We start from the raw sequence: 25,959 nt of genomic DNA, 5'->3' as shown, positions 1-25,959 counted from the left end.
CCCGTGCGCCTCACGGGTTCCTGTGACCTGTTCAGGGGTCGGCTGTGAGCTGCGCGCCGACCTATTTGCCGGAGGGCTTCGGCGTGGTAGGGGCGACCGCCTGCTGCACGAGCGCGTGGATCTGCCCGTAGTCGGGGTTCTCGGGGTCGATGGTGGGCGGCACGAGTTCGAGCTGTTTCACCGGCAGCGCTTTGGTCTTCATCCCCAGGTCGACGAAGTATCCGAGCATCGACTGCGGGATGTCGGTCTTCATCACCTGGGCGCCCGCGTGCGCGATGTCCTGGAACTTGCTCACCACGTTGACCGGGTTGACCTGCTTGAGGATCGCATCCTGGAGCTGACGCTGCCTGGCCATGCGGTCGTAGTCGCTCGACCCGTGGCGCGCCCTGGCGTACCACTGGGCGTGGTAGCCGTCCATGTGATGCACCCCAGGCTCGATCCACTCCGCGACACCGTTGAGATTCTCGTCGCCGCCGATCGGGACGCGGTCGGTGACGGTGATGTCGACGCCGCCGAGCGCGTCGATCAGGTCGGAGAAGCCCTGCATGTCGATCAGCACGTAGTACTGGATGGTGAGCCCCGTCGCGCCCTCCAGCGCATCCCGCATCGCCTCGATGCCCGGCTCGCTGTTGTTCTTCTTCGCGTTCGGGTAGAGGTCGGGCTTGTACAGCTCCACCTCGGTGTAGATCGAGTTGAGCTGGCAGACGTCGACGTCGCAGCGGTCCTCGTAGCCGTAGCCGTCCGGGTACAGCGTGTGCAGCGGCGACTTCGCCGGGAAGGGAACGGGGTCGAGGTCGCGCGGCAGGCCGATCGTGACCGCCTGGCCGGTGCTCGCGTCGATGCTGACGACCGACATGCTGTCCGGGCGGAGGCCGTCGCGGTCCGGGCCGGCGTCGCCGCCGAGCAGCATGATGTTGTATCGGCCGTTCACGGGCGGCTGCGACGGGCCTGCGGAGAAGATGTCGCCGAGGGCGCCCCTCGCCGATCCGGCGACAATGGATGCGTACCCGGCCGTGCCGGTGAGCCCCACCAGCACGATCACCGCGAACGCCGCGATCCAGCCGCGCGCGTTCGGGCGGGCCTTGACCAGCCGCACGAGCCGGAGCGTGTCGAGGGTGAGCACGATCCACAGCACGGCGTACGCCACGAGCATGACCTGCAGCACGAGCAGCCCGGCCGTCTGGGTGAACAGCGTGTACACGCTCGACGGCGAGATCAGATAGACGACCAGGGTGACGATCGCCAGCAGCCAGAGCAGCAGCGTGGCGACGATGCCGACGCGTCCGAGCGTCCTGTTGCCCGCGACCACCTGCGCGGATCCGGGCAGGAGCACGTTCAGGCCCACGAGCCACCAGGCCCGCTTCGTCATGATCGGAGCGGACGACACATCCGGGTGCCGCAGTGGAGTCGCGATGCTCATAGCTTTGCTTGGAGGGCCCGGTTCTTCTCTTCGACGCTGGCCTCGAGGTCGGCCGCGAACGTCTCGAGCGCAGACGCGAGCGCGTTATCGGAGGTGGCGAGGATCTTGACCGCGAGCAGTCCGGCGTTCCGTGCGCCGCCGATGGACACGGTGGCGACGGGGACCCCCGCCGGCATCTGCACGATCGACAGCAGGGAGTCCAGGCCGTCGAGCCTGGCGAGCGGCACGGGGACGCCGACGACGGGCAGCGTCGTGACGGCCGCGAGCATCCCGGGCAGGTGGGCCGCCCCTCCCGCTCCGGCGATGATCACCTTCACACCGCGCGAGGCTGCGCGCTTTCCGAAGTCGATCATCTTCTCCGGAGTGCGGTGGGCGGAGACGACCTCGACCTCGTGGTCGACGCCGAACTCGGTGAGGAGCCGTGATGCGTCCTGCATCACCGACCAATCGGAGTCCGACCCCATCACCACGGAGACGAGCGGGTTGGTGGAGGCTGCGGGCATGACCACCATGCTAGATGCGCTCCGGCCCGGTGCCCGGACGGCACGCCCCGCGCTGCGTCAGTCCGTGAAGGCTGCGTCAGTCGGTGAAGAAGGCCGCGGCCGCTCTCGCCTGGTACGCCACGTCGTCCAGGTCGTCCCCGCCGACCGTGACGTGACCGACCTTGCGGCCGGGCCGCGGGTCTTTGCCGTAGCCGTGGAACTTGGCCCTCGGATGTGCGGCGAGCGCAGCGGGGTACCTGTCCTGCAGCGATCCGGCAGCTGGGCCGCCGAGGATGTTGATCATCACCGACCAGTCGTCGCGCGTCTCCGTCGACCCGAGCGGAAGGTCGAGCACGGCGCGCAGGTGCTGCTCGAACTGGCTGGTGACGGCGCCCTCGATCGACCAGTGGCCGCTGTTGTGCGGGCGCATCGCCAGCTCGTTGACCAGGATGCGGCCGTCCGTCGTCTCGAACAGCTCGACGGCGAGCACACCCGTGACGCCGAGACCGTCGGCTATGGTGCGCGCGATCTCCGCGGCGAGGTCGGCGGCACGGCCGCTCGAGCCGGGGGCCGGCGCGATGACCTCTGCGCAGACGCCGTCGCGCTGAACGGTCTCGACCACCGGCCAGGTCTTCATCTCGCCGGACGGGCGGCGGGCCACCAGCTGGGCGAGCTCCCTGCTGAACGAGACCAGCTCCTCGACGAGGAGCGCCCCTCCCCTGCCGTCCTCGGCGAGCGCGAGGAACCAGTCGTCGGCCTCTGCCGCCTCCGAGACGACGCGGACGCCCTTGCCGTCGTAGCCGCCGCGGGCGGTCTTCACGACGGCGCGGCCGCCGTGGTCGGCGAGGAACGCGCCCAGCTCGTCGGCGGACTCGACGGCCGCCCAGTCCGGGACGGGAAGGCCGAGCTCGGTGAGCTTGGCGCGCATCTGCAGCTTGTCCTGGGCGTAGAGCAGCGCATCCGGACCCGGGTGCACCTCGATGCCGCGCGAGACCAGCTCGCGGAGGATCGCCGGGGGGACGTGCTCGTGGTCGAAGGTGATCACATCCACGGTCTCGGCGAACGCCAGGACGGTGTCGAGGTCGCGGTAGTCTCCGACGCCGGTCGCGGCGATCTCGGCGCTCATCCCCTCCGCCTCTTCGAGCACGCGGATGTCGATCCCGAGTTCGATGGCGGGAGGGACCATCATGCGGGCCAGCTGCCCTCCGCCGATAACGCCGACCGTGTTCTTCGCCATCTGATCGTCTCCTCGATACTCTTCAGGGTGGGTGGGGGCAACTCCCAGACTGGGGATACCGTTCGCGCGTATGCTCGCCACGCACTCATCTATCTTCGCGCAGATCAGGTTGGACGCATGACGATCGACACTCCCCCGGCAACCCGCCGCTCGCGGCTGCTGCCGCAGCTGGCGAAGTTCGGCGCGGTCGGGGCTGTCGGCGTGGTGGTGAACCTCGCCGTGTTCAACCTGCTGCTGCTCACGCCGATGTCCGCGTCGCACGGGGGTGCGCTGATCGCGACGGTCATCGCCAATGCCGTCGCCATCGCCACCAACTACGTCGGCAACCGCTACTGGGCGTTCGCCAAGGAGCGCAGGTCGAACGTCGCCCGCGAGGGTGTCGAGTTCCTGATCGTGAGCATCTGCGGGCTCGTCATCCCTGTGCTCTGCGTCTACGTGTCCCGCGTCGTCCTCGGCTTCGATGGCCGCCTCGCCGACAACATCGCGAACAACGTCGTCGGACTCGCGCTCGGCACGGTGTTCCGGTTCGCGTTCTACCGCTGGTGGGTGTTCGCCCCGCACCGCGGCGGCCGCGACGCGGCGACCACCACCACGGAGCCGGTGCTCACGGGTGCTACCCCGCTACCGGGAACCCCAGACGATGGTCTCGTCCGAGACTGACTCGGACTGCTGCCTGCGCACGGCCACCACGGTCTGCGCGTGGTCCATCAGGTCGTTCAGCGCGCGCTGGACGGCGTCGGCCTTCGGGACGTCCTTCAGCACGACCGGGCGTTCGAGGCCGGAGTTGATGCGCACATCCCCCGACCGGAACGCGCTCTGCAGCCAGTTGCGCTTGACCGTGACGTCGTAGCCGCGGCTGTGCAGCAGCTCCTGGCGCACCCGCACGAAGAAGCCGTGGCGCAGGATGATCCGCCTGGTGGTGATCGTGTACCTCCTGCTCAGCCACGACGCCAGCGGGAGCAGGAACAGCAGCAGGATGACGGCGGCGGCGGCCGACCAGAGCAGCACGATCTCCCACACCTCGTCGAACCGGCCGGCGAAGTAGCCGAGCGCTCCGCAGGCGGCGATCAGGACGATGCTCGGCCAGAACATCGCCCGGGCGTTCGAGCGCAGCCGCGCCACGATGCGCTCGGGAGGCGCAGCGGGCGCTCCTGAATCGGGGGGCGTGTTGCTCATGACCAATTAATACCGCAGGTGGGTCACGTCGCCCGCCGCGACAGCCGTGATCCCGGCATCGGTCTCGACCAGGAGCCGTCCGTCCTCGTCGATCCCGACCGCCGTCCCGAGCAGATCGTCTCCAGAGGGCAGCAGCACCCGCACGCTGCGGCCGATGGTGTGGCACGCCTCTGCCACCTCGTCCCTGACGGCGCTCGTGACCGGGTCGCCTCCCGCGGTCTCGAACTCGCGGTAGAGGGTGATCAGGTGCCGGAGGTATGCCGCGAGCACCGCATCCACGTCGATGTCGGTCGCCCCGGCGACCAGCAGGGAGGTGGAGGTCTCGGTGGGGAGTTCGTCCGCGCTGAGCGTGAGGTTGACGCCGGAGCCGATGACGAGACCGGACAGGTCGGGCAGGAGCTCGGTGAGGATGCCGCAGACCTTGCTGCCCTCGATGAGCACGTCGTTCGGCCACTTCACCTCGACCGCGCCCGGCACCAGCGGCGAGAGCGCCCTGCTCATGGCGAGCCCGGCGATCAGCGGGAACCAGCCGAACGACTCGACCGGAAGACCCGTCGGCTTGACCAGCACGGAGACGGCGATGGCCTTGCCGGGAGGGGACACCCACACCCGGCCGAGCCGCCCGCGTCCGCCGGTCTGGTTGTCGGTGAGCACGACAGCGAGGTCTGGCAGCCCGGCAGCGCGCGAGACGAGCACGTCGTTCGTCGACCCGGCCTCCTCGAGCACATCGAGGACAGGGACGATTGCGCGACTGCGACGGAACTCCATTGCCCCAGTCTGCCAGCGGGCGGACGTGTTTTTGTAGGGAATCCTCAACGCCACCGCCCTTCTGCTGGCAGGTAGAGTGAACGGCGTGACCGACACAGAACATGGACAGACTGCCGATCTCCACACCACAGCAGGCAAGCTCGCCGACCTCAAGGAGCGCTTCCACGAGGCCGTGACGGCGAGCGGTCAGTCCGCCATCGAGAAGCAGCACGCCAAGGGCAAGCTCACCGCCCGCGAGCGCATCGACCTGCTGCTCGACCACGGATCGTTCGTGGAGTTCGACGAGTTCGTCCGTCACCGCACCCACGCCTTCGGCATGGAGAACAAGCGCCCGTACGGCGACGCGGTCGTCACCGGCGTCGGCACCATCCACGGTCGCAACGTGGCCGTGTTCAGTCAGGACTTCACCATCTTCGGCGGCTCGCTCGGCGAGGTGGCCGGCGAGAAGATCATCAAGGTCATGGATCACGCGCTCAAGACCGGCGTTCCGATGATCGGCATCCTCGACTCCGGCGGAGCGCGCATCCAGGAGGGTGTCGTCGCGCTCGGCAAGTACGGCGAGATCTTCCGCCGCAACACCCAGGCGTCCGGCGTCATCCCGCAGATCTCCATCGTGATGGGGCCCGCCGCCGGCGGCGCCGTCTACTCCCCTGCCCTCACCGACTTCGTCATCATGGTCGACAAGTCGAGCCACATGTTCGTCACCGGACCAGACGTCATCAAGACGGTCACCGGCGAGGACGTCGGTTTCGAGGAGCTCGGCGGCGCACTGACGCACAACAAGATCTCCGGCGTCTCGCACTACCTCGCCAGCGACGAGGAGGACGCGCTCGACTACGCGCGCACCCTGCTCAGCTACCTGCCGCAGAACAACCTCGGCGAGCTGCCGGTGTTCGCCGCTGAGCCGGAGCTGGAGCTGACGGACGCCGACCGCAAGCTCAACACGATCATCCCGGATTCGCCCAACCAGCCGTACGACGTGAAGTCCATCATCGAGGGCGTCGTCGACGACGGCGAGTTCCTCGAGATCCAGCCGCTGTTCGCACCGAACATCGTCATCGGCTTCGCGCGCGTCGAAGGCCACTCCGTCGGCATCGTCGCCAACCAGCCGAGCGCGATGGCCGGAACGCTCAACATCGACGCCGGGGAGAAGGCTTCCCGGTTCGTGCGCTTCTGCGACGCGTTCAGCATCCCGATCCTCACCCTGGTGGATGTGCCCGGTTACCTTCCAGGCACCGACCAGGAGTGGACGGGCGTGATCCGCCGAGGAGCGAAGCTGCTCTACGCGTATGCGGAGGCCACCGTGCCCCTCGTCACGATCATCACCCGCAAGGCGTACGGCGGCGCGTACATCGTCATGGGCTCGAAGCAGCTCGGTGCGGACATCAACCTGGCCTGGCCGACGGCGGAGATCGCCGTGATGGGCGGCCAGGGCGCCGTCAACATCCTGTACCGCGGCGAGATCAAGCGTGCGGAGGAGGCCGGCGAGGATGTCGCGGCGGTCCGCACGAAGCTCGCCAACGAGTACACGTACAACGTGGCCAGCCCGTTCCTCGCCGCCGAGCGCGGCGAGCTGGACGGCGTGATCGAGCCCGCCGCGACCCGCGTGTCCGTCATCAAGGCGCTGCGAGCGCTGCGCACCAAGCGCGCATCCATGCCGCCCAAGAAGCACGGGAACATCCCGCTGTGACGATCGAACCAGACAGCATCCGGTTCGTCACGCGCGGCGTGACTCCGGAGGAGGTCGCCGCGGTGACCGCCGTGCTCACGGCCGCCATCGCCGAGGCGGAGGCCGCTGCACGGGATGCGCGCCCGCCGGCGGGACCGGACGCCTGGGCACGCAGCCAGCGTGCGCTGCGCACGCCGCTGACGCCCGGCCCGGGAGCGTGGCGCTCGTTCGCCGGCTGACGAATGCAGGTGATGTACCCCGGGGGCGCCGTCCCCCGAGTGCGGGACAAGCACCAATTCGCGGCGTCCGGAGGCGCAGGGGACACGATTGTCCCCCATGTCCTCCAAAATGACGACTATTTATCGGTCATCGGCATCGCCAATATAGATAGTGCTAGGTGTCTCTCCTCGTGAGTCACACCGCCAATCACTCGCCGACTAGGGTAAGCGGGCGAGTGTTTTGGGGGCGAGTCAGGGCGATATTCGGGTTGTCGCCCTGACTCGGGGTTTGAAAAGGGGCCGACAATTCGGGTGTCGGCCCCTTTCTCCTTGTCTGGGCGCGCTCGCCTTCTCCGCCGCCCGCATCCTCCGTCGGTCCGCCGCGTCCGCTCACGCGGAGAATGCGCGCCATCTCCCCGAAATCTCCGCTGTTGCGGAGACATGCGCGGCGTGGCGCGCCAAACCTCCGCCCGAACGAACCCCAGAGCGCGGCGTTAAAGCTCGTGCACGGGCCGCGGGATCTCCAGCCAGAGGTCGACTTCGTCGTCTTCGGTGTCCGCGCCGAGCGCGTTGGCGTTGCCGTCGTCCGACATGCGCAGCCCCACCACCGTCACCGCCGTCTTCGACGACCGCGGAACCGTGCGCACGATCAGCTTGTCCGTCGTGGTGCCCCGGATGGCGTCCGCCAGGCGACGTAGGACGCCATCGAGAGCGTGCTGGTCGAGGTCGTCGATGCCGCCCTCGTCGAGGAGGCTGACGACGACTCCGCGGCGGCGCGCATCCATCACCTGGCGGCGCACGTCGTCGTTGAGCAGCCTGCGGCCGCGGATCTCGTCGCGGATCGCGCCCTCGAGGTAGCGGCACTCCCGCCGTTCGGCCTCCGTCAGGTCTCCCCCACGGCGCACGATCTCGGCGAGCATCGGCGCTGCCACCCGGTAGGTCTGCCGCAGGCGCAGCTGGCGCTCCATGACGTGCGCCTCCTGGGCGGCCTGCCACTCGGTGGCCTCCCGCTCCGCGCGGGCGAACTGCAGGGCGTCTCTGCCGGCCTTCGCGAGCGAGCCGGAGATCACGACCGCGACGCCGACCCACACCACCGAGCCGATCACACCGAGGCCCGCCAGCGCAGGGATCCCGGCCCAGACGATGGTCTGCACCGCCAGGTAGCCGACGCCCACCCACGCCGCGAACTGCTGCCTGCGCACCGCGGCGATCGTCATCAGCGTGCCGACGGCCGCCACGTACCAGGTGGCGTAGCCGTTGTCCTTCGCCGGGTCGAGCTGGCTGGTCACCAGGATCGGGATGGCGACGCACACCGCGAGGTCGAACGCCGCGAGCCACAGCGGCATTTTGGTGGGGCTGGTCGGCCACAGGCTGATCACCGTCGCCACCCCGTACAGGATCATCGCGGCGATCGGCGGCCCCGGGTTGACGGGCGTCGACAGCGACGACAGCGCGAGGAACAGGTGGTACGCCGAGAACAGGGCTCCGAGACCGAGGAAGAGGAACCGCGGCAGGGTGATCATCCGCGCACCTCCGCATCGCTCTCCGACGACGGCCACAGGATCGTCACCGTCGTGCCCTCACCCGGCGCCGATTCGATGCGAGCGTGACCGCCCACCTTCGACAGACGCTCCCGGATGCTCACCCGCAGCCCCAGCCGCTCGGCGGGGACGTCGGCGGCCGAGAAACCGCGCCCGGTGTCCGCCACCACGATGTGGACGGTCGCTTGCGGGCTGCCGCCGCGGATCGAGAGGGTGCGGCGCACATCCTTGGTGCCGGCGTGCTGCATGCTGTTCACCATCGCCTGCACCGTGGCGGAGTAGACGGCCTCCGCGACGTTGACGGGCAGCACGTGCACCTCCACGTCGCGCACATCCAGTTCGAACGGCGACGAGAAGGCGTTGGCGGCCGTGAAGATGCGCTCGCTCAGCCGGTCGAGACCGACCAGGGACTGGTCCTCCGGGCTCGACGCCTCCGCTGCATGAAGGTGGCCGATGGCGTCGGACGCCATCCGCGCTGCGAGCTCCTTGGCCTCCGGCGTGCGGGCACTCGCTGCGGAGAGCAGGGTGGTCAGGACGCTGTCGTGCACGATCGCATCCACCTGGACGCGCTCGACCTCGGTAGCGTGCTGGCGCACGGCGTTGGCGTACTTGGCGAGCGCCTGGCTCTGCGCGGTATCGACCGTGGATGCGGCCTGCCGCAGCATCGCGATGATGACCAGGATCACACCGCCCAGGATGATCGCGTACAGCGCGTCGAGACCGGCCAGCTCGGCGCCGACCCCTCCGCCGGCAGGCAGCGCGCGCACGATGCCGTATGCGATCGGCGTGATGAACGTGTACGCGGTCGCCAGCCAGAGCGGGAACGCCACGGCGGCGAACGCGGTGAACACCGAGCAGAGGAACCACACCCACGGCTTGTCTGCCGCGAACGAGTGCGAGTCGAGGGCGAGCAGCGGCCAGGTGACGATCGCCGCGAAGTAGACGACGGACAGCGTCGCCATCGCCGCCTTCACGAACCGCTGCACGATGGCGAGCAGCACGATCGCCGCGAGGCCGCCGAAGACGACGACGATCTCGATCAGTCCCCACGGGGACCGGAGCCCGGGCAGCTGCCCGAGCGCCGTCGGGATGGTCTGCAGCCCGAACACCAGGCCGAAGGCAGACACGCTGCGTCCGGCGATGCGCTCGAACCGCTCGCGGCTGATCGGGTTGCGCGGTTGGGACGCCTCGGGAGGGGCGGTCCGCGGTGGCGCGCTACTTGCGCTCATTGCCCGTGTCGGGGTCGAGCCCGGGCAGGATTCCGTCTTCGACGGCACGGCGGAGCAGGTCGACCTTGGTGGGTGCCGGACGACCGACCTCCACGTACTTCACCCGGATGCGGTCGAGGTATTCGCGGGCGGTCGAGTTGGCGATGCCGAGCTGCGCCGCGACCGCCTTGAGCGGAAGGCCGGAGGCATACAGGTGCAGCACATCCCGTTCGCGGCGGCCGAGCTGGGCTTTGGCGAAGTCACTGTCCGCGTCGATCGCGGTCGCCCACTCGAGGTTGTTGAGCACGTCGCCGCTCGCGACCGTCTTGATCGCGTTCATCACGGTGGTCGTCGGCGACGACTTCGGGATGACGCCGGCAGCACCGGCGGCGAGCGCCTCGCGCACGCTGGCGACCCGGTCGGCGATGCTGTGGACCAGCACGGCCGCCCCTGTCGCCTGGGCGCGCTTCACGTTGTCGGTGACCTTCGACCCGTCGCCGAGCGAGAGGTCGAGCACGACGACGTCGCACTCCTGCGCGCCGAGCAGCGTCACGAACTCGTCGACGGTGGGCGCGGTGACGAGCACCTCGTAGCCCGCGTCCTGACAGGCCGCTTTGAGGCCCAGACGCACGGACTCGTGATCATCGACGATTGCCACCCGCACCATGCTGACCATCGTAGTGGGGCGATGATGCACTGACGCGCTCACGGCGCCAGCGTGGCGACGGCCTCGACGTGGTGCGTGTTCGGGAACAGGTCGAACGCGCGCAGCGTGCGCAGCGGGTATCCCCGCTCGGCGAACAGGGCCACGTCGCGGGCGAGGGCCACGGGATCGCAGGCGACGTAGACGATCTGCGCGGGGGCGAGCGATGCGATCGCGTCGACCACCTGGCGGCCGGCACCCGAGCGTGGAGGGTCGAGGACGACCGTCGCCGCGCGCAGGCGTGCCCGCTCGACGGCGGACGCCTCCCCGGCGAGTCGCTGCACGAAGCGCTCCACCCTGTCGGTGACGACGGATGCGCCGAGCCAGTCGGCCAGGTTCTCCGCGGCGTTGTCCGTCGCGGCCTCGTCGCTCTCGACCGAGGTGATCCGCAGCGTCGACCCGAAACGGTCGCCGATGGCCGCCGCGAGCAGCCCGACGCCGCCGTAGAGGTCGAGGTTGGCGGCACGCGGGTCGAACAGCGCCTCGTCGACGGCCGACTGCACGGCCTCGGTGAGGGTGGCGGCCGCCGCGCGGTGCACCTGCCAGAAGCCGCGCGCATCCAGCTGGAACTCGCGGTCGCCGACGACCTCCCGGATGGGCACGGGGCGCTGGCGGGGACGCACGAGCTTCCTGCCGCGCTTCACGGGAGCCTCGTTGACGAGGAGGTGGGCTGCGCCCGTCCCCGTGGCGACCACATCCACGGACTCCGCACCGGGGAAGGTCTGGCCGAACGGAGCCGTCTCGTCGACGAGCGCGGTGGCAAGGGGAAGGCCGGTCACCGGGACGAGGGTGTGCGAGCGCGCGGCGTACGGGCCGACGGCGCCGGAACGGTCGACCTGCAGGCGGACGCGGGTGCGCCATCCCGTGCCGTCCGCCGTCTCGCCAGCGACGGGCTCCACCACCACGTCGGTGTCGAGCTTCGCCATGCGCTGCATCGCGTCCGCGATCACCTGGCGCTTGAGCTCGCGCTGGTGATCGAGCCTGATGTGGCCGAACTCGGCGCCTCCTGCCCTGTTGCCCGGCTCGCGGTGGATGGAGGCCGCCTCCCAGACGTGCTCCTGCCGTTCGGGGGCGGCCTCGATCACCTCGAGCGTCTCCGCACGCCAGAAGCTGTCGTGCTTCTGATCGGTGATCCTGGCCCGGATGCGCTCACCGGGAAGGGTGTCCGGCACGAAGACGACGCGGCCTTCGTGGCGGGCGACGAAGACGCCGCCGTGGGCGACGTTGGTAATGTCGAGGTCGACCTCATCGAACTGGGGCATCCGTCGAGCATCCCACAGGAACCCATGCGCCTCTACTTGGCATCAACCTCACCAGCCAGGCTCGCACTGCTCCGCGCAGCGGGGATCGAGCCGATCGTCGTCCCGTCGCACGTGGACGAGCCCGCCGCCGTCCTCGCCGCCGAGGCCGAGCACGGCCCGCTGACCCCGGATGCGATGGTGCACCTCCTCGCCCGCCTCAAGGCGGAGGCGGTGCGGGGCGACCTGAACGGCGAGCCCATCGACGGCTTCATCCTCGGCGGGGACTCCGCGTTCGAGCTCGACGGGGCGATCCACGGCAAGCCGCACCTGCCGGAAACGGCACGCACCCGCTGGCTGGCGCAGCGCGGCCGCACGGGCAGGCTGCACTCCGGCCACTGGCTGATCGACCACAGGAACGGCATCGAGAACCAGGCCGTCGGCCGCACGGCGGTCGCCTCCGTGACCTTCGCCGACGTCACCGACGCCGAGATCGACGCGTACATCGCTTCGGGCGAGCCGCTGGAGGTCGCCGGTGCGTTCACGATCGACAGCCTCGGCGGCCCGTTCATCACCAGGGTCGACGGCGACCCGAGTACGGTGGTGGGGCTCTCCCTCTCCACCCTGCGGGAACTGTTCGTCGAGCTCGGCGTGAACTGGCCCGACCTGTGGAACCGGCAACTGTAGTCAACCTCACGTCCGACCCGACCATTTTTGTGGGGATCGCCCAAAAGGCTCCCCCGACTGAGCAATAGGCTAGGAAACTGTGCCACGTATCACCAAGGTCCTCATCGCCAACCGGGGCGAGATCGCCGTCCGGGTCGTTCGCGCAGCGAAGGACAGCGGTATCGCGTCTGTCGCGGTCTACGCCGACCAGGACAGAGACGCCATGCACGTCCGGCTCGCCGACGAGGCGTACGCGCTCGACGGCACGACCAGCGCGGAGACGTACCTGGTCATCGACAAGCTGCTCTCCATCGCCCGCAGGTCCGGCGCAGACGCTGTGCACCCCGGCTACGGCTTCCTCGCGGAGAACGCCGAGTTCGCCCGCGCCGTCATCGCGGCCGGCCTGACCTGGATCGGCCCGTCCCCGGATGCGATCGAGCGCCTCGGCGACAAGGTCTCCGCCCGCCACGTGGCCGAGAAGGTCGGCGCCCCGCTCGCTCCCGGCACCCTGAACCCGGTCGCCGATGCCTCCGAGGTGCTCGACTTCGTCGACATCCACGGTCTGCCTGTCGCCATCAAGGCGGCCTTCGGTGGCGGTGGACGCGGCCTCAAGGTCGCCCGCACCCGCGACGAGGTCGCCGAGCTCTTCGAGTCCGCGACCCGCGAGGCCATCGCGGCGTTCGGCCGCGGCGAGTGCTTCGTCGAGAAGTACCTCGACCAGCCGCGTCACGTCGAGACCCAGTGCCTCGCGGACGCGTACGGAAACGTGGTCGTCGTCTCCACGCGCGACTGCTCCCTGCAGCGCAGGCACCAGAAGCTCGTGGAGGAGGCGCCGGCCCCGTTCCTCACGCAGGAGCAGACCGACCAGCTCTACAGCGCATCCAAGGCCATCCTGAAGGAGGTCGGCTACCAGGGCGCAGGCACCTGCGAGTTCCTCATCGGCAAGGACGGCACGGTCTCCTTCCTCGAGGTGAACACCCGCCTGCAGGTCGAGCACCCGGTCTCCGAAGAGGTCACCGGGATCGACCTGGTGCGCGAGCAGTTCCGCATCGCCGAAGGCGGAGAGCTCGATTACGACGACCCGATCGCCCGCGGCCACTCGTTCGAGTTCCGCATCAACGGCGAGGACGCGGGCCGTGGCTTCATCCCGTCGCCCGGCCCCGTGCACGTCTTCAAGGCGCCGGGCGGCCCCGGCGTCCGCGTCGACAGCGGCATCCAGGCCGGCGACGTGATCAGCGGCTCGTTCGACTCGATGCTCGCCAAGCTGATCGTCACCGGTGCGAGCCGCGAGGAAGCACTCGAACGCTCCCGCCGCGCCCTCGACGAGTTCGAGGTCGCCGGCCTGCCGACCGTGCTCCCGTTCCACCGCGCCATCGTCCGCGATCCCGCGTTCGCACCGCAGGACGGCGAGCCGTTCTCCATCTACACCCGCTGGATCGAGACGGACTGGCAGGGCGACATCGCCCCCTGGTCCGGCGAGCTCGCCGACGCGGCCCCCGCGGAGCGCCGCAGCAACGTCGTTGTCGAGGTCGAGGGCAAGCGCATCGAGGTCTCCCTCCCCGCGAAGCTCCTCACCGGAGGAGCGGATACGGGCGCATCCAGCCCGGCCCCACGCCGCCGCGGCGGAGCGCACGCCGTCGACACCGCGACCGGCGACTCGGTGACCGCCCCGATGCAGGCGACCGTGGTCAAGCTCGCGGTCTCCGACGGCGACGAGGTCGTCAAGGGCGATCTCGTGCTCGTGCTCGAGGCCATGAAGATGGAGCAGCCGCTCACCGCTCACAAAGACGGCACCGTGGCCGGTATCAACGCCGCCGTCGGCGAGACCGTCTCCTCCGGCCACCTCCTGCTCAACATCGTCTGAGGCTCGCGGCGCTGGTCCTCCTTCCGCTCGAACGGAGGACCAGCGCCCCTGCCCTCCGCGCTCCGCTCGAACGGAACACCAGCGGCTCTGTCCCCGGTTCTCCGCTCGAACGGAAGACCAGCGTCCTGGCGCTGCGTTCTCCGCCCGAACGGACGAGCCATCGGCGTGTCTCGCGACATCTCCTGCCGAACGACAGCCCGGATGCCGTCCAGCACCGAATCCCACTCGGAGAGCACCTGCTTGGCCGAGAACCGCAACCTGCCCGCGCCGAGCACGGCGAGTCCCAGGTCCCGCGCGCGGTCCCGCTCGAACGCATCCCGATCGCGGTGGTACTCGAAACCGTCGAGCTCGATGAACAGCCAGCCGTCCACCCGCAGATCCACTCTGCCGACACCAGGCACGGCGACCTGCTGCTCGACGGTGTAGCCGGCAGCCGTCAGCCGCTGCCGGGCGATCGACTCCACTCCGGAACCCGAGCCTGGCTGAGCGAGGAGCGCCGTCGCCCGCGAGCGTGCAGGCTCGCCCGCGAACATCTCGACCAACTCGTGCATCCGGACGGCTCCGTCGGACAGGGCGGTGTCGAGCACAGCGATCGCCGTCTCCTGGTCTGCACAGCGGACGACGCTCCGAAGGCAGTCTGCTTTCGACACCCTCCAGACGTCGCGGCAGGGTTGCGACTCCGCCCAGTGCACCACGCAGGACGGCGACCGTGGCTCGGTGAGATGCGCGGTGGGTGGAACCCGGAGGTGCGTGCGCGCATCCATTCCTCCCCACCACCCGTAGGTCCTGGCCGCGGAGACGCAACTGAGGCGACCGCCCCGGCGAGCGGCATCGAGTGCGGGCCCGCGCGTGTTCGGGAGGGCGTATAGGCCCCGCCGAACCCGCACGAGCGTTCCGTCGCGCACGGCCCGCGTCAGTTCAGGCGGGCGCGCGCCCGCCGCTGCGAGCTGCGATCGCGAAGCGATCCCGCCGAGTTCCGTGAGATTCCAGGTGTGCATGCATCGAGTGTGGATGCGCGGTGAGCGCGACGCGGGCGCATCCGGAAATCTGTGGAAAAGGGCCGAATGTGTTGAACCGGAGGGGACGAGCGACACGCCGCCGGAAAGTCCGCAACAGCGGAGATTCTGGCCGATTGGGCCGTGATCTCCGCTCGAACGGAGTGCCCGGGGGCGGGATGGGACCGGCGCGGCGCTCAGGCGACCGGGTCGCCTTTCAGCTCGATGCTGATCTGGTCGGCGTCGAGGTTGTTGAGGGCGTTCAGGAGCAGGTCGGCGCTGAAGGCGCCGTCGTCTCGGGCGTCGAGGAGGGCCCTGCGCTGGGCCTGGATGCGGTCGAGCCTCGCCTCCTTCTGGGCCAGGAACGCCTCCGGGGTGCGTTCGAGCGGCGCGGTCAGGGGCACCGTCTCCGCCGCATCCCGGAGCAGCGTCATCAGGCGGATCTCCTCCTCGCGCTCCAGCGCCTCGTCGACCGGCGCCGGTTTCACCAGGCGCACCACCCAGCCGAGTGACCCGCCCTGGATGAGCAGGGAGGCGGCAGCGACGATGAACGCGATGAGCACCAGCAGGGAACGGCTCGGGGTGCCGTCGTGCGGCAGGGTCTGCGCCGCCGCGACCGTGACCGCCCCGCGCATCCCGGCCCAGACGACGATCGAGCCCTCTCGCCAGCCGAGGGGTGCGGCCTTGAAGTAGTCGATGTCCGCGATCGTGCGGCGCAGTCTGGTGGCGAACCGTCCGACGTCCGCCGCGCTCAGCTGGCGGTTGGCGCCTGGGCCTCCGCGTTTGGCGAGCGCCGTCGTCGCGGATTCTGGATCGGTGAGGCTGCCCTGCATGCTCTCGATCCTCGGCCGCATCTTCTCGCCGCGTCTGGCCCGGCGGGACAGGCTCGCCAGCAGCGGGGCGACGTATGCCGCGCGCACCAGGACGGTGAGCAGGAGCGCGCCCAGCCCGACGAGCACAGCGGGCAGGAACCCGGCGTGATCGTTCTGCACATCGGTGACGATGCCGAAGAGCTCCAGGCCCATCGTGAGGAACACGAGCCCTTCCAGCACCAGCTCGACCGTCCGCCAGTTCTGGGCGTCGGAGAGCCTGTGCTGAGGGGAGAGCACCCGGGGAGCACGCCTGCCGGTGATGAGCCCGGCCACGACGGCCGCCACCAGACCGGATGCGCCGAGCGCCTCAGCCGGGATGGATGCAAGGAACGGCACGGTGAACGACAGCACCGTGTTCACCGTCGCGTCAGTGACCTTCGCCCGCACGATCAGGTTCAGCCGCCCGACCGCCCAGCCGAGCACCACCGCCACCGCCACCGAGTACGCGAACGATCCGATGAACCCGCCGAGCGAGAACGACGCAGCCGCCGCGGCGATGGCGGTCCGCAGCAGCACCAGAGCGCTCGCGTCGTTCAGCAGGCTCTCCCCCTCCAGGATCGCCACGACCCTCGGCGAGACCCCCGAGCGTTTCACGATCGAGGTCGCCACCGCATCCGTCGGGCTCACGATCGCACCGAGGGCGATGCCCCACGCGATGCCGATGCCGGGGATCACCCAGGCGAAGAACAGACCGAGGATGACCGAGCTGACGATCACCAGCAGGACCGACAGCCCGCCGATCGCGGTGAACTCGCGCCGGAACTCCATCGCGGGCATCGACACCGACGCCGAATAGAGCAGAGGGGGCAGCACGCCCGCGATGATCCACTCCGGCTCGATCGTCAGCGGCGGCACGAACGGCAGGAAGCTGACCCCGATGCCGAGCACCACGAGCACGAGCGGAGCAGCCACGCCGAGCTTCGGCCCGAGCGTGGTCGCGCCGGCGATGGCCAGCAGCACCAGGACGATCACGAGGAGGATTTCCACCCCGCGACCCTACCGCGAAGGTGGGGCTCAGAGCACGATGTGCATCGCCCTGGCGGCGTCCGAGATGGAGCCGGACAGCGACGGGTAGACCGTGAACGCCCGCGCCACCTGGTCGACGGTGAGGCGGTGCTCCACGGCGAGCGCGAGCGGGAAGATCAGCTCGGACGCGCGCGGGGCGACGATCACGCCGCCGATCACCGTTCCGGAACCGGTGCGGGCGAACAGCTTCACGAAGCCGTCTTTGATGCCGAGCATCTTGGCGCGCGGGTTCGACTTGAGCGGCAGCTTGTAGATGTCGCCCTGCGCGATGCCCTCCTCGATCTGCTTCTGGTTCCAGCCGACCGTCGCGATCTCCGGCTGGGTGAAGATGTTGGAAGTGACGTTGCGCAGCTCGAACGGGTTGACCGCATCCCCCATCGCGTGGAAGACCGCGGTCCTCCCCTGCATCGACGCGACCGATGCGAGCGGCATCAGGTCGGAGCAGTCTCCGGCGGCGTAGATGTTCGGGATGGACGTGCGCGCCACCCTGTTGACCCGGATGTGCCCGGATTCGGTGAGCTGCACGCCGGCCTCTTCGAGCCCGATCCCTCTGGTGTTCGGCACGGAGCCGACCGCCATCAGGCAGTGGCTTCCCTCGACCGTCCTGCCGTCGGAGAGGGTCGCGACGACGCCGTCCTCCGTGCGCACGATCGACTCAGCACGGGACTTGGAGAGCACCTGCATCCCGTTGCGCTTGAAGACGTTCTCGATGACCCTCGCGGCGTCGGCGTCCTCGCCGGGCAGCACCTGGTCGCGGCTGGAGATGAGGGTGACCTTCGAGCCGAGGGCCGTGTACGCGGAGGCGAACTCGGCGCCGGTCACACCGGAACCGACCACGATCAGGTGCTCCGGGATGCGGTCGAGGTCGTACAGCTGCGTCCAGGTCAGGATGCGCTCCCCGTCCGGCACGGCGGACGGCAGGATGCGCGGGCTCGCGCCGACGGAGACGACGAACGTGTCCGCCTCGATCCTGTCGAAGTCCGTGCCCGCCGCGCCGCTCGCGGTCGAGACGATGATCGCGCTCGACCCGTCGAGCCTGCCCTGGCCGGAGACGATGCGCACACCGGCGCGCACAAGCTCGGCACGCATGTCCTCCGACTGCTGCCTGGCGAGGCCCACCAGCCGCTTGTTGACGGCGGCGAGGTTCACCGCGACCTCCGGGCGCACCGGCTTGCCGGTCTCTCCGCGGGTGAAGAACTGGACGCCGAGGTCGGCGGCCTCTCCGATGGCGTTGGCCGCCTCCGCCGTCGCGATGAGGCTCTTCGACGGGACGACGTCGGTGATGACGGCGGATCCGCCGACGCCTGTGCGCTCCACCAGGGTCACGTCTGCACCGAGCTGGGCACCGGCGAGGGCTGCTTCGTACCCGCCAGGCCCACCCCCGAGTACAGCGATCCTCTGCTTGCGCTCGAATTCATAGGCCATGACCTCTATTCTCTCGTATCCTGGCGCACGGATGCGCACCCGGGCTCTTCCTGTGCGCTCGCGGCCCGCTCAGTAGAGTTGGCTCATGCCTGAATCCATCACGAACCCGCTCGACGACCCGGCCACCGACCCGTTCGAGGTCGCCAGGCTCGCGGCAGAGCAGCTTGCAGAGAAGACCGGCGTCGCACAGCACGACATCGCACTGACACTGGGCAGCGGCTGGGGCAAAGCGGCCGACCTCATCGGTGAGACGACCGCCACCATCCCCGCCACCGAGATCGTCGGCTTCGGCAAGCCGGCGCTGGAAGGCCACGTCGGCACGCTGCGCTCCGTCCTGCTGCCGAACGGCAAGCGCGCCCTGGTCATCGGTGCGCGCACGCACTACTACGAGGGCCACGGCGTCCGCCGGGTCGTGCACAGCGTGCGCACCGCGGCGGCTGCCGGCGTGAAGACGATGATCCTGACGAACGGCGCCGGCGGCATCAAGGAGCACTGGAAGCCGGGAACGCCCGTGCTGATCAGCGACCACATCAACCTGACGGCCGACTCGCCGCTCGAGGGCGCGACGTTCATCGACCTCACCGACCTCTACTCGAAGCGGCTGCGCGAGCTCGCGAAGACCATCGACCCGAGCCTCGACGAGGGCGTGTACACCCAGTTCCGCGGCCCGCACTACGAGACCCCGGCCGAGGTGCAGATGGCCAAGACCATCGGCGGCCACATCGTCGGCATGTCCACGGCGCTCGAAGCCATCGCCGCACGACAGTCCGGGATGGAGATCCTGGGCATGTCGCTCATCACCAACCTGGCTGCGGGCATCCAGAAGACGCCGCTCAGCCACCAGGAGGTCATCGAGGCCGGACGCGAGGCCGAGCCGGTCATCAGCGCTCTCCTCGCCCAGATCGTGGAGGCCCTGTGAGCGAGGTGCAGACGGACGACCTGATCGAGCGGGCGCAGGCCTGGGTCGCGCAAGACCCGGATGCGGAGACCCGCGACGAGCTGAACGACCTCATCGTGGCCGCGCAGGCCGGGTCGGCCGACGCCGTCGCCGACCTGCACTCGCGCTTCGACGCGAGGCTCGCCTTCGGCACGGCCGGGCTGCGCGGCGAGATCGCAGCGGGCCCCAACCGGATGAACAGGGTGCTGGTCGCACAGGCGGCCGCCGGGTTCGCCCGCTACCTGCTCGACCACGCGGACGGGCAGACCCCCTCCGTCGTGATCGGCTACGACGGGCGCAAGAACTCCGACGTCTTCGCCCGCGACACCGCGGAGCTGATGGCGGGAGCAGGGGTGCGCGCCGTTCTGCTCCCCCGGCTGCTGCCGACGCCCGTGCTCGCGTTCGCGGTGCGCCACCTCGACGTGAGCGCCGGTGTGATGGTCACGGCCAGCCACAACCCGCCGAACGACAACGGATACAAGGTCTACCTGGGCGGCGAGAACCACGGCTCGCAGATCGTCTCCCCCGTGGATGCGGAGATCGAGTCGCGCATCCTGGAGGTCGCCGCCGGCAGCGTGCTCGACCTGCCGCGTTCCGACGCGTACGAGGTGGGAGCCGACGACATCGAGCGCGCGTACATCGACGCCACCGCCTCCGTCGCATCCACTACTGCTGCCCGGGATGCGGTCTCCTTCGCATACACCGCGATGCACGGCGTCGGCTGGCGCACGGCCCGCGACGTGTTCGCCGCCGCACGGTTCGCGGAGCCGACCGTGGTGACCGCGCAGATCGACCCGGACCCGGCGTTCCCGACCGTCGCCTTCCCCAACCCGGAGGAGCCGGGCGCGATGGACCTCTCGTTCGAGGCCGCCCGCGCATCCGGCGCCGACCTGGTGATCGCGAACGACCCGGACGCCGACCGCCTGGCCGTGGCGATCCCCGACGCATCGAGCGACGCGGGCTACCGCCGCCTCAGCGGCAACGAGGTCGGCGCGATCCTCGGCTGGCGCGCTGCCCGGCTGGCGGAGGCCGCAGCAGGACCGGACCAGGCCGCCTTCGGCACGCTGGCCTGCTCCATCGTGTCGTCGCCGGCACTCGCCGCCGTCGCGGAGAAGTATCACCTCGACTTCGCCAACACCCTCACGGGCTTCAAGTGGGTCTCCCGCGCCACCGACCTGATCTACGGCTACGAGGAGGCGCTCGGCTACCTGGTGAACCCGGAGACCGTGCGCGACAAAGACGGCATCTCCGCCGCGACCGCGTTCCTCGACCTGGCCAACAGTCTCGCCGCCGACGGGAAGACCATCGCGGACCACCTGGACGAGTTCGCCGAGACGTTCGGCTACTTCGCCTCCGACCAGATCTCGATCAGGGTCACCGACCTGTCGCAGATCGGCCGCATCATGGCGGCGCTGCGCGCCACCCCTCCGTCCGCCATCGGCGACGTGACGGTGCAGCAGATCGACGACCTGATCGACGGTTTCGGCGACCTCCCGCCGAGCGACGTGCTGCGCATCCTGCTGGCGGACGGCTCGCGCGTGATGGTGCGGCCGTCCGGCACGGAGCCGAAGCTCAAGATCTACATCGACGCGTCATCGTCCGACGGCACCGTCGCCGAGCGCCGCGCGACCGCGACCGCCCGCGTCGCCGCCCTCGCCGACGGGATGCGGGAGCTCACGGCCCTCTGACGCCGTCTCCGGACGAGCGGCGCCTGCACCGGCACCGTTCGTCCGCCTGGCGTAGCCGACCAGGAAGAGTCCGAGGGCGAGCACGGTGACCACGGCGCCCGCGACGGGCACGGCGACCGGCCCACCGGCGCTCAGCGCCGCCGTTCCGATCAGGGGTGCGATGGCGATCCCGACGTACATCGCGGTCGAGTACCAGGACAGGGTGAGCGCCGCGGACGCCGGGTCGACGTGCACGAGCCTGTGCTGCACCGGGATCGCGATGGCGAACGCGGCGATCCCCCAGAACGCGAACACGACGATGGATGCGGCGAACGAGGCCTCGACGAAGGTCAGCACGATCAGCGCGACGGACTGACCGCCGAGGGCCACTGCAGCGACCACCCGGCTGCCGAAGCGGTCGGTGAGCGGGCCGGCCACTACGTTGCCGAGCACGCCCGCGGCGCCGTACGCCAGCAGGAGCACGGCCAGGAGGGCGCCGGAGCCGCCCGTGGATGCGTGGGTGACGGCCGCCGAGAAGATGTAGACGATGTTGAACCCGGCCACCATCAGCAGCGTCGTGCCGAGCGGAGCCAGGATGCGGCGGTCGCCGAGCGGCGCCATCCGGCGTCGCAGAGACACCGGAGGGGGCAGCGGCACCCCGCGGACCACGAACGGGATCGCGACGGAGAGCAGTACGCCCAGCCCGACCAGGCACCAGAGCGGCAGCCGCCAGCCGGCCAGCCCGCCGAGGGCGGTGCCGAGCGGCGAGCCGACCGCGGTCGCCAGGGTGAAGCCCGCCCCGACGATCGCGAGCGCCCGGCCGCGATGCTGCGGGCTGACCAAGGTGGTGGCGGCCGCCGTGGCGGTGGGCACGAGGGCGGCCCCTCCCAGCCCGGAGAGCGTCCGTCCCGTGATGAAGACGGCGAGGTCGGGTGCTGCTGCCGCGATGGCGGCTCCGACCGCGAAGAACGCGAGCCCGCCGGCCATGAGAATGGTGCGAGGGACCCGCGGAAGCAGGATCGACACCGCGGGGGACGCGATGGCGACCACGAGCGAATAGGAAGTGATCGAGTAGCTCACCTGGGTGGGCGTAGCCCCGAGGGTGTCGGCGATCTGCGGCAGGAGGCCTGCGATCACAAAGGCGTTGGTCGCGACCACGAACAGCGCGAGCGCGAGGATCAACAGCGCGGGAGTGGATCTGCGATATGATTGTTCGACGAACGTCATACGGTCAAGATACGACTATTGTTCGATGGTTGTCAAACTATTTTTCGAAGGGCGGTCTCATGTCGGCGGATTACCCGGCTCCCGCCATCGAGGATGTCGAACTCGTCGACGTGCTGCGCGCCGTCGCCGACCCCATCCGGTTGCAGATCGTGCGCGTGCTCGCCGACGGGCAACCGCACGCCAAGGCCGCGACCGAATGGGGCTTCGACGTGCAGAAGTCCACGCTGTCCCACCACTTCAAGGCGCTGCGCGAGGCGGGCGTCACGCTGACGATCGTGGACGGACGCACCCACGCCATCCAGCTGCGCAGAGCGGAACTCGACGCGCGATTCCCCGGGCTGGTGGACGCGCTGGTCGCCGCGGACGCCTGACCGCCTCGACGGAGACGCAGCTCAGCCGAGCGCTTCGTCGAGCTTCTGTTCGAGCTCGTCCAGGTCGAAGTAGTTGTCGACCACCACGATGTCCGCGTTGGTCTGGCCGATCTTGTCGACCAGCTCCGGCGAGGTCAGGATGACCTGCGCGTTCGACGCGGCGCTCGCGAGCCCGGCGATGTCGGACGCGGTCACGTCAGCGTCGATGTCGAGCCGCTTCAGCACGCGCTCCGCGTTGACCTTGAGGATGCCGGACGTGCCGATGCCCGCCCCGCAGATGGCGACGATCTTCATCAGGCGGCGCCCTGCTCGCTCGCGGCCATGATGCGCTGCACGTCCGCGGCATCCTGAGCCGCCGCGAGGGCGGGGATCGACTCCGGATCGTTGAACACGTTGGCCAGCTGGGCCACACTCGTCACGTGCGCCTCCGGCGACGAGACGGCGAGGCCGATGACCACGGAGACCGGGTCGTTGTGCGGGTGCCCGAAGACGACCGGGTCGGCCAGGGTGACGACCGAGAGGCCGTCCGCCAGCACATCCGGCCCAGGACGGGCGTGCGCGAGAGCGAGTCCAGGCGCGATCACGATGTATGCGCCGAACTCGTCGATGACCTGGATCATCCGCTCCGCGTAGCTCTCCTGCGTCGCGCCGGAAGCGGCGAGAGCCGCCCCTGCCAGTTCGACCGCCTCACGCCAGTCGGAGGCGTGAGCTCCGATGGTGATGGCGGAATCGGGCAACGGTGGCAGTGGCATGGCTCAAGCGTAGCTTCCCGCGGGTTACGAACCCTCGAAACCCGCTGTGATGATGTCGGCGAGCTCTTCGCGTTCCTCCAGGGGCAGGAAGGCGGAGCCTGCGGCGTTCAGCTGGAACACTTCGAGGTCGGTGCGGTCGTAGGCGAACGCGTCGGCCAGGATGCTCAGCTCACGGGTCAGCGACGTGCCGCTCATCAGGCGGTTGTCGGTGTTCACGGTCACCCGGAAGCCGAGCTGGTAGAGCAGGTCGAACGGGTGGTCGAGGATGTCGTCGCCCCACGCGGCGATGGCGCCGGTCTGCAGGTTCGAGGTCGGGCTGGTCTCCAGCGCGATCTCGCGGTCCTTCACCCACTGGGCGAGCGAGCCGAGGGTGACGTAGGTGTTCTCGTCGTCCTGGCGCTCGATGGTGATGTCCTCCGCGATGCGCACGCCGTGTCCGAGGCGCAGGGCGCGGCCGTCGATCAGGGCGCTCTTGATGCTCTCCAACCCGTCCGCCTCTCCGGCGTGCACGGTGGTCGGGAAGAACTGGGCGGCGAGGTAGTCGAACGCGTCGCGGTGGCGCGCGGGAAGGAACCCGGCCTCCGCGCCGGCGATGTCGAAGCCGACCACGCCGTTGTCGCGGTGGCGGACGGCCAGCTCGGCGATCTCCAGCCCGCGGTCGGCGTGACGCATCGCAGTGACCAGCTGGCCGACCCGGATGCGCTTGCCGGTCGAGCGGACGTCGTCGATGCCCTGCTCGATGCCGTCCTGCACGGCTTCGACGGTCTCGTCGAGGCTGAGGCCGCGGCCGAGGTGCTGCTCGGGCGCCCAGCGGACCTCCCCGTAGACGACGCCGTCCTCACCGAGGTCCTGGACGAACTCGCGCGCGACGCGGCTGAGCCCCTCCTTCGTCTGCATGACGGCGGTGGTGAGGTCGAAGGTCTTGAGGTACTCGACGAGGGAACCGGAGTTCGACTTCTCGCCGAACCAGCTGGCCAGGTCGCCGGCGTCGGAGGTCGGCAGCTCGAGGCCGATCTCTGCACCAAGCTCGATCACGGTCGACGGGCGCAGCCCGCCGTCGAGGTGGTCGTGCAACGACACCTTCGGCAACTCCCGGATGCTCGTGCCGTCGCTGAGCCTGTACCCGCCGTCTGCTTCTTTACTCATGTCCTTCAATCTATCTCAGCGATGGTGGCCGGTTCAGGAGATGCGGTCCGCGATGAGCGGGCCGCCGGTGAGCACGGGCTCGCCCGCGTCGCCGATGCGGTACGCGCCGTCGAGGGCTTCGAGCGCGCGCTCGAAGCGGGCCGGCTCGTCGGCGGAGAGCGTGAACAGCGGGTCGCCGACGCGGACGGTGTCGCCCGGCTTCGCGTGCAGGTCGACGCCCGCGGCGTGCTGCACGGGGTCCTGCTTGCGGGCGCGTCCTGCGCCGAGGCGCCAGGCCGCGATGCCGAACGGCAGCGCCTGCTGCTCGACCAGCACGCCGTCGCGGTCGGCGACGACCGTGTGCGTCTCCTTGGCGACCGGAAGAGGAGCGTCCGGGTCTCCACCCTGCGCGCGGATGGTCTCGCGCCACTTGTCCATCGCGCGGCCGTCCTTGAGGGCTGCCTCGACATCCACGTCGGTCTTGCCCGCGAGAGCGAGCATCTCGCGCGCCAGCTCGATGGTCAGCTCGACGACGTCTGCCGGTCCTCCACCCGCCAGGACCTCGACGGATTCGCGCACCTCGTTGGCGTTGCCGATGGCGAAGCCGAGGGGCACGTTCATGTTGGTGAGCAGCGCAGAGGTCGCGACGCCGGCGTCCCGCCCGAGGTCGACCATCGTGCGCGCCAGCTCGCGCGACTTCTCGATGTCCTTGAGGAACGCACCGGAGCCGAACTTCACGTCCAGCACGAGCGCGCCGGTGCCCTCCGCGATCTTCTTGCTCATGATCGACGACGCGATCAGCGGGATGGCCTCGACCGTGCCGGTGATGTCGCGCAGCGCGTACAGCTTGCCGTCGGCGGGCGCGAGGCCGGAGCCTGCTGCACAGATCACGCCGCCCACATCCCGCAGCTGGTCGAACATCTCCTGATTGGTCAGGTTGGCCCGCCAGCCCGGGATGCTCTCCAGCTTGTCGAGCGTGCCTCCCGTGTGCCCGAGCCCACGCCCGGACAACTGCGGCACCGCTGCGCCGAACGTCGCGACGAGCGGCATCAGCGGCAGGGTGATCTTGTCCCCCACGCCGCCGGTGGAGTGCTTGTCCGTGGTCGGCTTGCCGAGGCCCTCGAAGCTCATCCGCTCGCCGGAGGCGATCATGGCCATGGTGAGGTCTTTGATCTCGCGGCGGGTCATCCCGTTCAGGAAGATCGCCATCGTCATGGCCGCCATCTGCTCGTCGCCGACGTAGCCGCGGGTGTACGCGTCGATCAGCCAGTCGATCTGCGGCGTCGACAGCTCGCCGCTGTCGCGCTTGGTGTGGATGAGGTCGACGGCGTCGAACGCCTCGACCGTGCCTGCGGTCTCGCTCATGTGTGCT

Annotated in this window: 25 protein-coding genes and 1 pseudogene; 8 read left to right on the top strand and 18 right to left on the bottom strand. The window is 69.7% G+C overall.

Features of this window, described 5'->3' with window-relative positions:
• Positions 1 to 61: 61 nt before the first annotated feature.
• The 3 genes from ACN6M5_RS18140 to ACN6M5_RS18130 form a co-directional block, all read right to left on the bottom strand.
• Complete coding sequence (locus tag ACN6M5_RS18140) at positions 62 to 1,420, bottom strand: LCP family protein (protein WP_434951994.1); 1,359 nt, start codon at positions 1,418 to 1,420, stop codon at positions 62 to 64.
• Entirely contained in the window at positions 1,417 to 1,932 is a 516-nt protein-coding gene (gene purE, locus ACN6M5_RS18135; RefSeq protein WP_085369147.1) for a 5-(carboxyamino)imidazole ribonucleotide mutase, read from the bottom strand. The genes ACN6M5_RS18140 and purE overlap by 4 nt, the downstream gene beginning before the upstream one ends.
• A 67-nt stretch (positions 1,933 to 1,999) precedes the next feature.
• Positions 2,000 to 3,139, bottom strand: a complete 1,140-nt coding sequence (locus ACN6M5_RS18130) for a 5-(carboxyamino)imidazole ribonucleotide synthase (RefSeq protein WP_434951991.1) — start codon at positions 3,137 to 3,139, stop codon at positions 2,000 to 2,002.
• Between the two features lie 117 nt (positions 3,140 to 3,256).
• Between ACN6M5_RS18130 and ACN6M5_RS18125 the strand changes: the two genes are divergently transcribed.
• Positions 3,257 to 3,799, top strand: coding sequence for a GtrA family protein (locus ACN6M5_RS18125; protein WP_434951989.1), 543 nt, complete (start codon positions 3,257 to 3,259; stop codon positions 3,797 to 3,799).
• Here the strand turns inward: ACN6M5_RS18125 and ACN6M5_RS18120 are convergent.
• Together ACN6M5_RS18120 and ACN6M5_RS18115 are read right to left on the bottom strand one after the other, a co-directional pair.
• Positions 3,761 to 4,315, bottom strand: coding sequence for a PH domain-containing protein (locus ACN6M5_RS18120; protein ID WP_434951986.1), 555 nt, complete (start codon positions 4,313 to 4,315; stop codon positions 3,761 to 3,763). The two genes, ACN6M5_RS18125 and ACN6M5_RS18120, sit on opposite strands and share 39 nt — an antisense overlap.
• Positions 4,316 to 4,321: 6 nt before the next feature.
• The gene (locus tag ACN6M5_RS18115; protein WP_434951984.1) at positions 4,322 to 5,083 is read right to left on the bottom strand and encodes a biotin--[acetyl-CoA-carboxylase] ligase; all 762 of its coding nucleotides are present in this window, start codon (positions 5,081 to 5,083) and stop codon (positions 4,322 to 4,324) included.
• A 76-nt stretch (positions 5,084 to 5,159) separates the two neighbouring features.
• On the opposite strand from ACN6M5_RS18115, the gene ACN6M5_RS18110 reads away from it, so the two are divergent.
• Positions 5,160 to 6,773: an acyl-CoA carboxylase subunit beta gene (locus tag ACN6M5_RS18110; RefSeq protein WP_085369154.1), complete on the top strand. Its 1,614-nt coding sequence runs from the start codon at positions 5,160 to 5,162 to the stop codon at positions 6,771 to 6,773.
• Positions 6,770 to 6,991 carry an acyl-CoA carboxylase epsilon subunit gene (locus ACN6M5_RS18105; RefSeq protein ID WP_143465756.1) on the top strand — a complete coding sequence of 74 codons (222 nt, stop codon included), beginning with the start codon at positions 6,770 to 6,772 and terminating at the stop codon, positions 6,989 to 6,991. Before ACN6M5_RS18110 ends, ACN6M5_RS18105 begins: the two co-directional genes overlap by 4 nt.
• A 473-nt stretch (positions 6,992 to 7,464) precedes the next feature.
• Here ACN6M5_RS18105 and ACN6M5_RS18100 read toward each other — a convergent pair whose 3' ends face one another.
• The 4 genes from ACN6M5_RS18100 to ACN6M5_RS18085 are packed head-to-tail and all read right to left on the bottom strand — an operon-like array spanning position 7,465 to position 11,684.
• Positions 7,465 to 8,493 (bottom strand): DUF8320 family protein, encoded by a 1,029-nt coding sequence (locus tag ACN6M5_RS18100; protein WP_434951981.1) that lies wholly within the window; start codon positions 8,491 to 8,493, stop codon positions 7,465 to 7,467.
• Positions 8,490 to 9,740, bottom strand: a complete 1,251-nt coding sequence (locus ACN6M5_RS18095) for a sensor histidine kinase (protein ID WP_085369156.1) — start codon at positions 9,738 to 9,740, stop codon at positions 8,490 to 8,492. The genes ACN6M5_RS18100 and ACN6M5_RS18095 overlap by 4 nt, the downstream gene beginning before the upstream one ends.
• The gene (locus tag ACN6M5_RS18090) at positions 9,727 to 10,386 is read right to left on the bottom strand and encodes a response regulator transcription factor (RefSeq protein WP_085369157.1); all 660 of its coding nucleotides are present in this window, start codon (positions 10,384 to 10,386) and stop codon (positions 9,727 to 9,729) included. The genes ACN6M5_RS18095 and ACN6M5_RS18090 overlap by 14 nt, the downstream gene beginning before the upstream one ends.
• Positions 10,387 to 10,424: 38 nt before the next feature.
• A complete protein-coding gene (locus ACN6M5_RS18085) occupies positions 10,425 to 11,684 on the bottom strand; it encodes a class I SAM-dependent RNA methyltransferase (RefSeq protein WP_434951979.1) in 1,260 nt (419 codons plus the stop codon).
• Positions 11,685 to 11,708: 24 nt separating this feature from the next.
• On the opposite strand from ACN6M5_RS18085, the gene ACN6M5_RS18080 reads away from it, so the two are divergent.
• Together ACN6M5_RS18080 and ACN6M5_RS18075 are read left to right on the top strand one after the other, a co-directional pair.
• Positions 11,709 to 12,347 carry a Maf family protein gene (locus ACN6M5_RS18080; protein ID WP_434951976.1) on the top strand — a complete coding sequence of 213 codons (639 nt, stop codon included), beginning with the start codon at positions 11,709 to 11,711 and terminating at the stop codon, positions 12,345 to 12,347.
• Positions 12,348 to 12,426: 79 nt separating this feature from the next.
• Entirely contained in the window at positions 12,427 to 14,190 is a 1,764-nt protein-coding gene (locus ACN6M5_RS18075; protein WP_434951974.1) for an acetyl/propionyl/methylcrotonyl-CoA carboxylase subunit alpha, read from the top strand.
• On the opposite strand, the gene ACN6M5_RS18070 is transcribed toward ACN6M5_RS18075, so the two are convergent.
• The 4 genes and pseudogenes from ACN6M5_RS18070 to ACN6M5_RS18055 all read right to left on the bottom strand — a co-directional run bounded on the left by ACN6M5_RS18070 (position 14,106) and on the right by ACN6M5_RS18055 (position 18,508).
• Positions 14,106 to 14,840 carry an endonuclease domain-containing protein gene (locus ACN6M5_RS18070; RefSeq protein ID WP_434952452.1) on the bottom strand — a complete coding sequence of 245 codons (735 nt, stop codon included), beginning with the start codon at positions 14,838 to 14,840 and terminating at the stop codon, positions 14,106 to 14,108. The genes ACN6M5_RS18075 and ACN6M5_RS18070 overlap by 85 nt on opposite strands.
• Positions 14,841 to 15,056: 216 nt before the next feature.
• Positions 15,057 to 15,188 (bottom strand): annotated as a pseudogene (locus tag ACN6M5_RS18065) (type IV toxin-antitoxin system AbiEi family antitoxin domain-containing protein); the annotation flags it as partial.
• A 194-nt stretch (positions 15,189 to 15,382) separates the two neighbouring features.
• Positions 15,383 to 17,044, bottom strand: a complete 1,662-nt coding sequence (locus tag ACN6M5_RS18060) for a cation:proton antiporter (protein WP_434951972.1) — start codon at positions 17,042 to 17,044, stop codon at positions 15,383 to 15,385.
• A 27-nt stretch (positions 17,045 to 17,071) separates the two neighbouring features.
• Positions 17,072 to 18,508, bottom strand: a complete 1,437-nt coding sequence (locus tag ACN6M5_RS18055; protein WP_168688846.1) for an NAD(P)H-quinone dehydrogenase — start codon at positions 18,506 to 18,508, stop codon at positions 17,072 to 17,074.
• An 85-nt stretch (positions 18,509 to 18,593) separates the two neighbouring features.
• Here ACN6M5_RS18055 and ACN6M5_RS18050 point away from each other — a divergent pair, with 85 nt between their 5' ends.
• Both ACN6M5_RS18050 and ACN6M5_RS18045 read left to right on the top strand, forming a co-directional pair.
• A complete protein-coding gene (locus ACN6M5_RS18050) occupies positions 18,594 to 19,427 on the top strand; it encodes a purine-nucleoside phosphorylase (protein WP_434951969.1) in 834 nt (277 codons plus the stop codon).
• Positions 19,428 to 19,432: 5 nt separating this feature from the next.
• Positions 19,433 to 21,133, top strand: a complete 1,701-nt coding sequence (locus ACN6M5_RS18045; RefSeq protein ID WP_434952441.1) for a phospho-sugar mutase — start codon at positions 19,433 to 19,435, stop codon at positions 21,131 to 21,133.
• Here the strand turns inward: ACN6M5_RS18045 and ACN6M5_RS18040 are convergent.
• On the bottom strand, positions 21,038 to 22,339 hold the full coding sequence (locus ACN6M5_RS18040) for an MFS transporter (RefSeq protein WP_434951966.1): 1,302 nt from the start codon (positions 22,337 to 22,339) through the stop codon (positions 21,038 to 21,040). The two genes, ACN6M5_RS18045 and ACN6M5_RS18040, sit on opposite strands and share 96 nt — an antisense overlap.
• 59 nt (positions 22,340 to 22,398) lie before the next feature.
• On the opposite strand from ACN6M5_RS18040, the gene ACN6M5_RS18035 reads away from it, so the two are divergent.
• On the top strand, positions 22,399 to 22,710 hold the full coding sequence (locus ACN6M5_RS18035; RefSeq protein ID WP_085369167.1) for an ArsR/SmtB family transcription factor: 312 nt from the start codon (positions 22,399 to 22,401) through the stop codon (positions 22,708 to 22,710).
• A gap of 21 nt (positions 22,711 to 22,731) precedes the next feature.
• Here the strand turns inward: ACN6M5_RS18035 and ACN6M5_RS18030 are convergent, their stop codons facing one another.
• The 4 genes from ACN6M5_RS18030 to ACN6M5_RS18015 are packed head-to-tail and all read right to left on the bottom strand — an operon-like array spanning position 22,732 to position 25,952.
• Positions 22,732 to 23,004: a PTS sugar transporter subunit IIB gene (locus tag ACN6M5_RS18030; RefSeq protein ID WP_085369168.1), complete on the bottom strand. Its 273-nt coding sequence runs from the start codon at positions 23,002 to 23,004 to the stop codon at positions 22,732 to 22,734.
• Positions 23,004 to 23,462 (bottom strand): PTS sugar transporter subunit IIA, encoded by a 459-nt coding sequence (locus tag ACN6M5_RS18025; RefSeq protein WP_085369169.1) that lies wholly within the window; start codon positions 23,460 to 23,462, stop codon positions 23,004 to 23,006. Before ACN6M5_RS18025 ends, ACN6M5_RS18030 begins: the two co-directional genes overlap by 1 nt.
• Before the next feature lie 24 nt (positions 23,463 to 23,486).
• Positions 23,487 to 24,608: an adenosine deaminase gene (locus tag ACN6M5_RS18020; RefSeq protein ID WP_168688843.1), complete on the bottom strand. Its 1,122-nt coding sequence runs from the start codon at positions 24,606 to 24,608 to the stop codon at positions 23,487 to 23,489.
• A gap of 33 nt (positions 24,609 to 24,641) precedes the next feature.
• Entirely contained in the window at positions 24,642 to 25,952 is a 1,311-nt protein-coding gene (locus ACN6M5_RS18015) for a thymidine phosphorylase (RefSeq protein ID WP_434951962.1), read from the bottom strand.
• Positions 25,953 to 25,959 lie beyond the last annotated feature (7 nt).

Origin of the sequence: Leifsonia araucanica (assembly GCF_051161895.1) — a bacterium.
Classification (GTDB): Bacteria; Actinomycetota; Actinomycetes; order Actinomycetales; family Microbacteriaceae; genus Leifsonia.
This window is presented reverse-complemented; position numbering and strand designations above follow the sequence as displayed.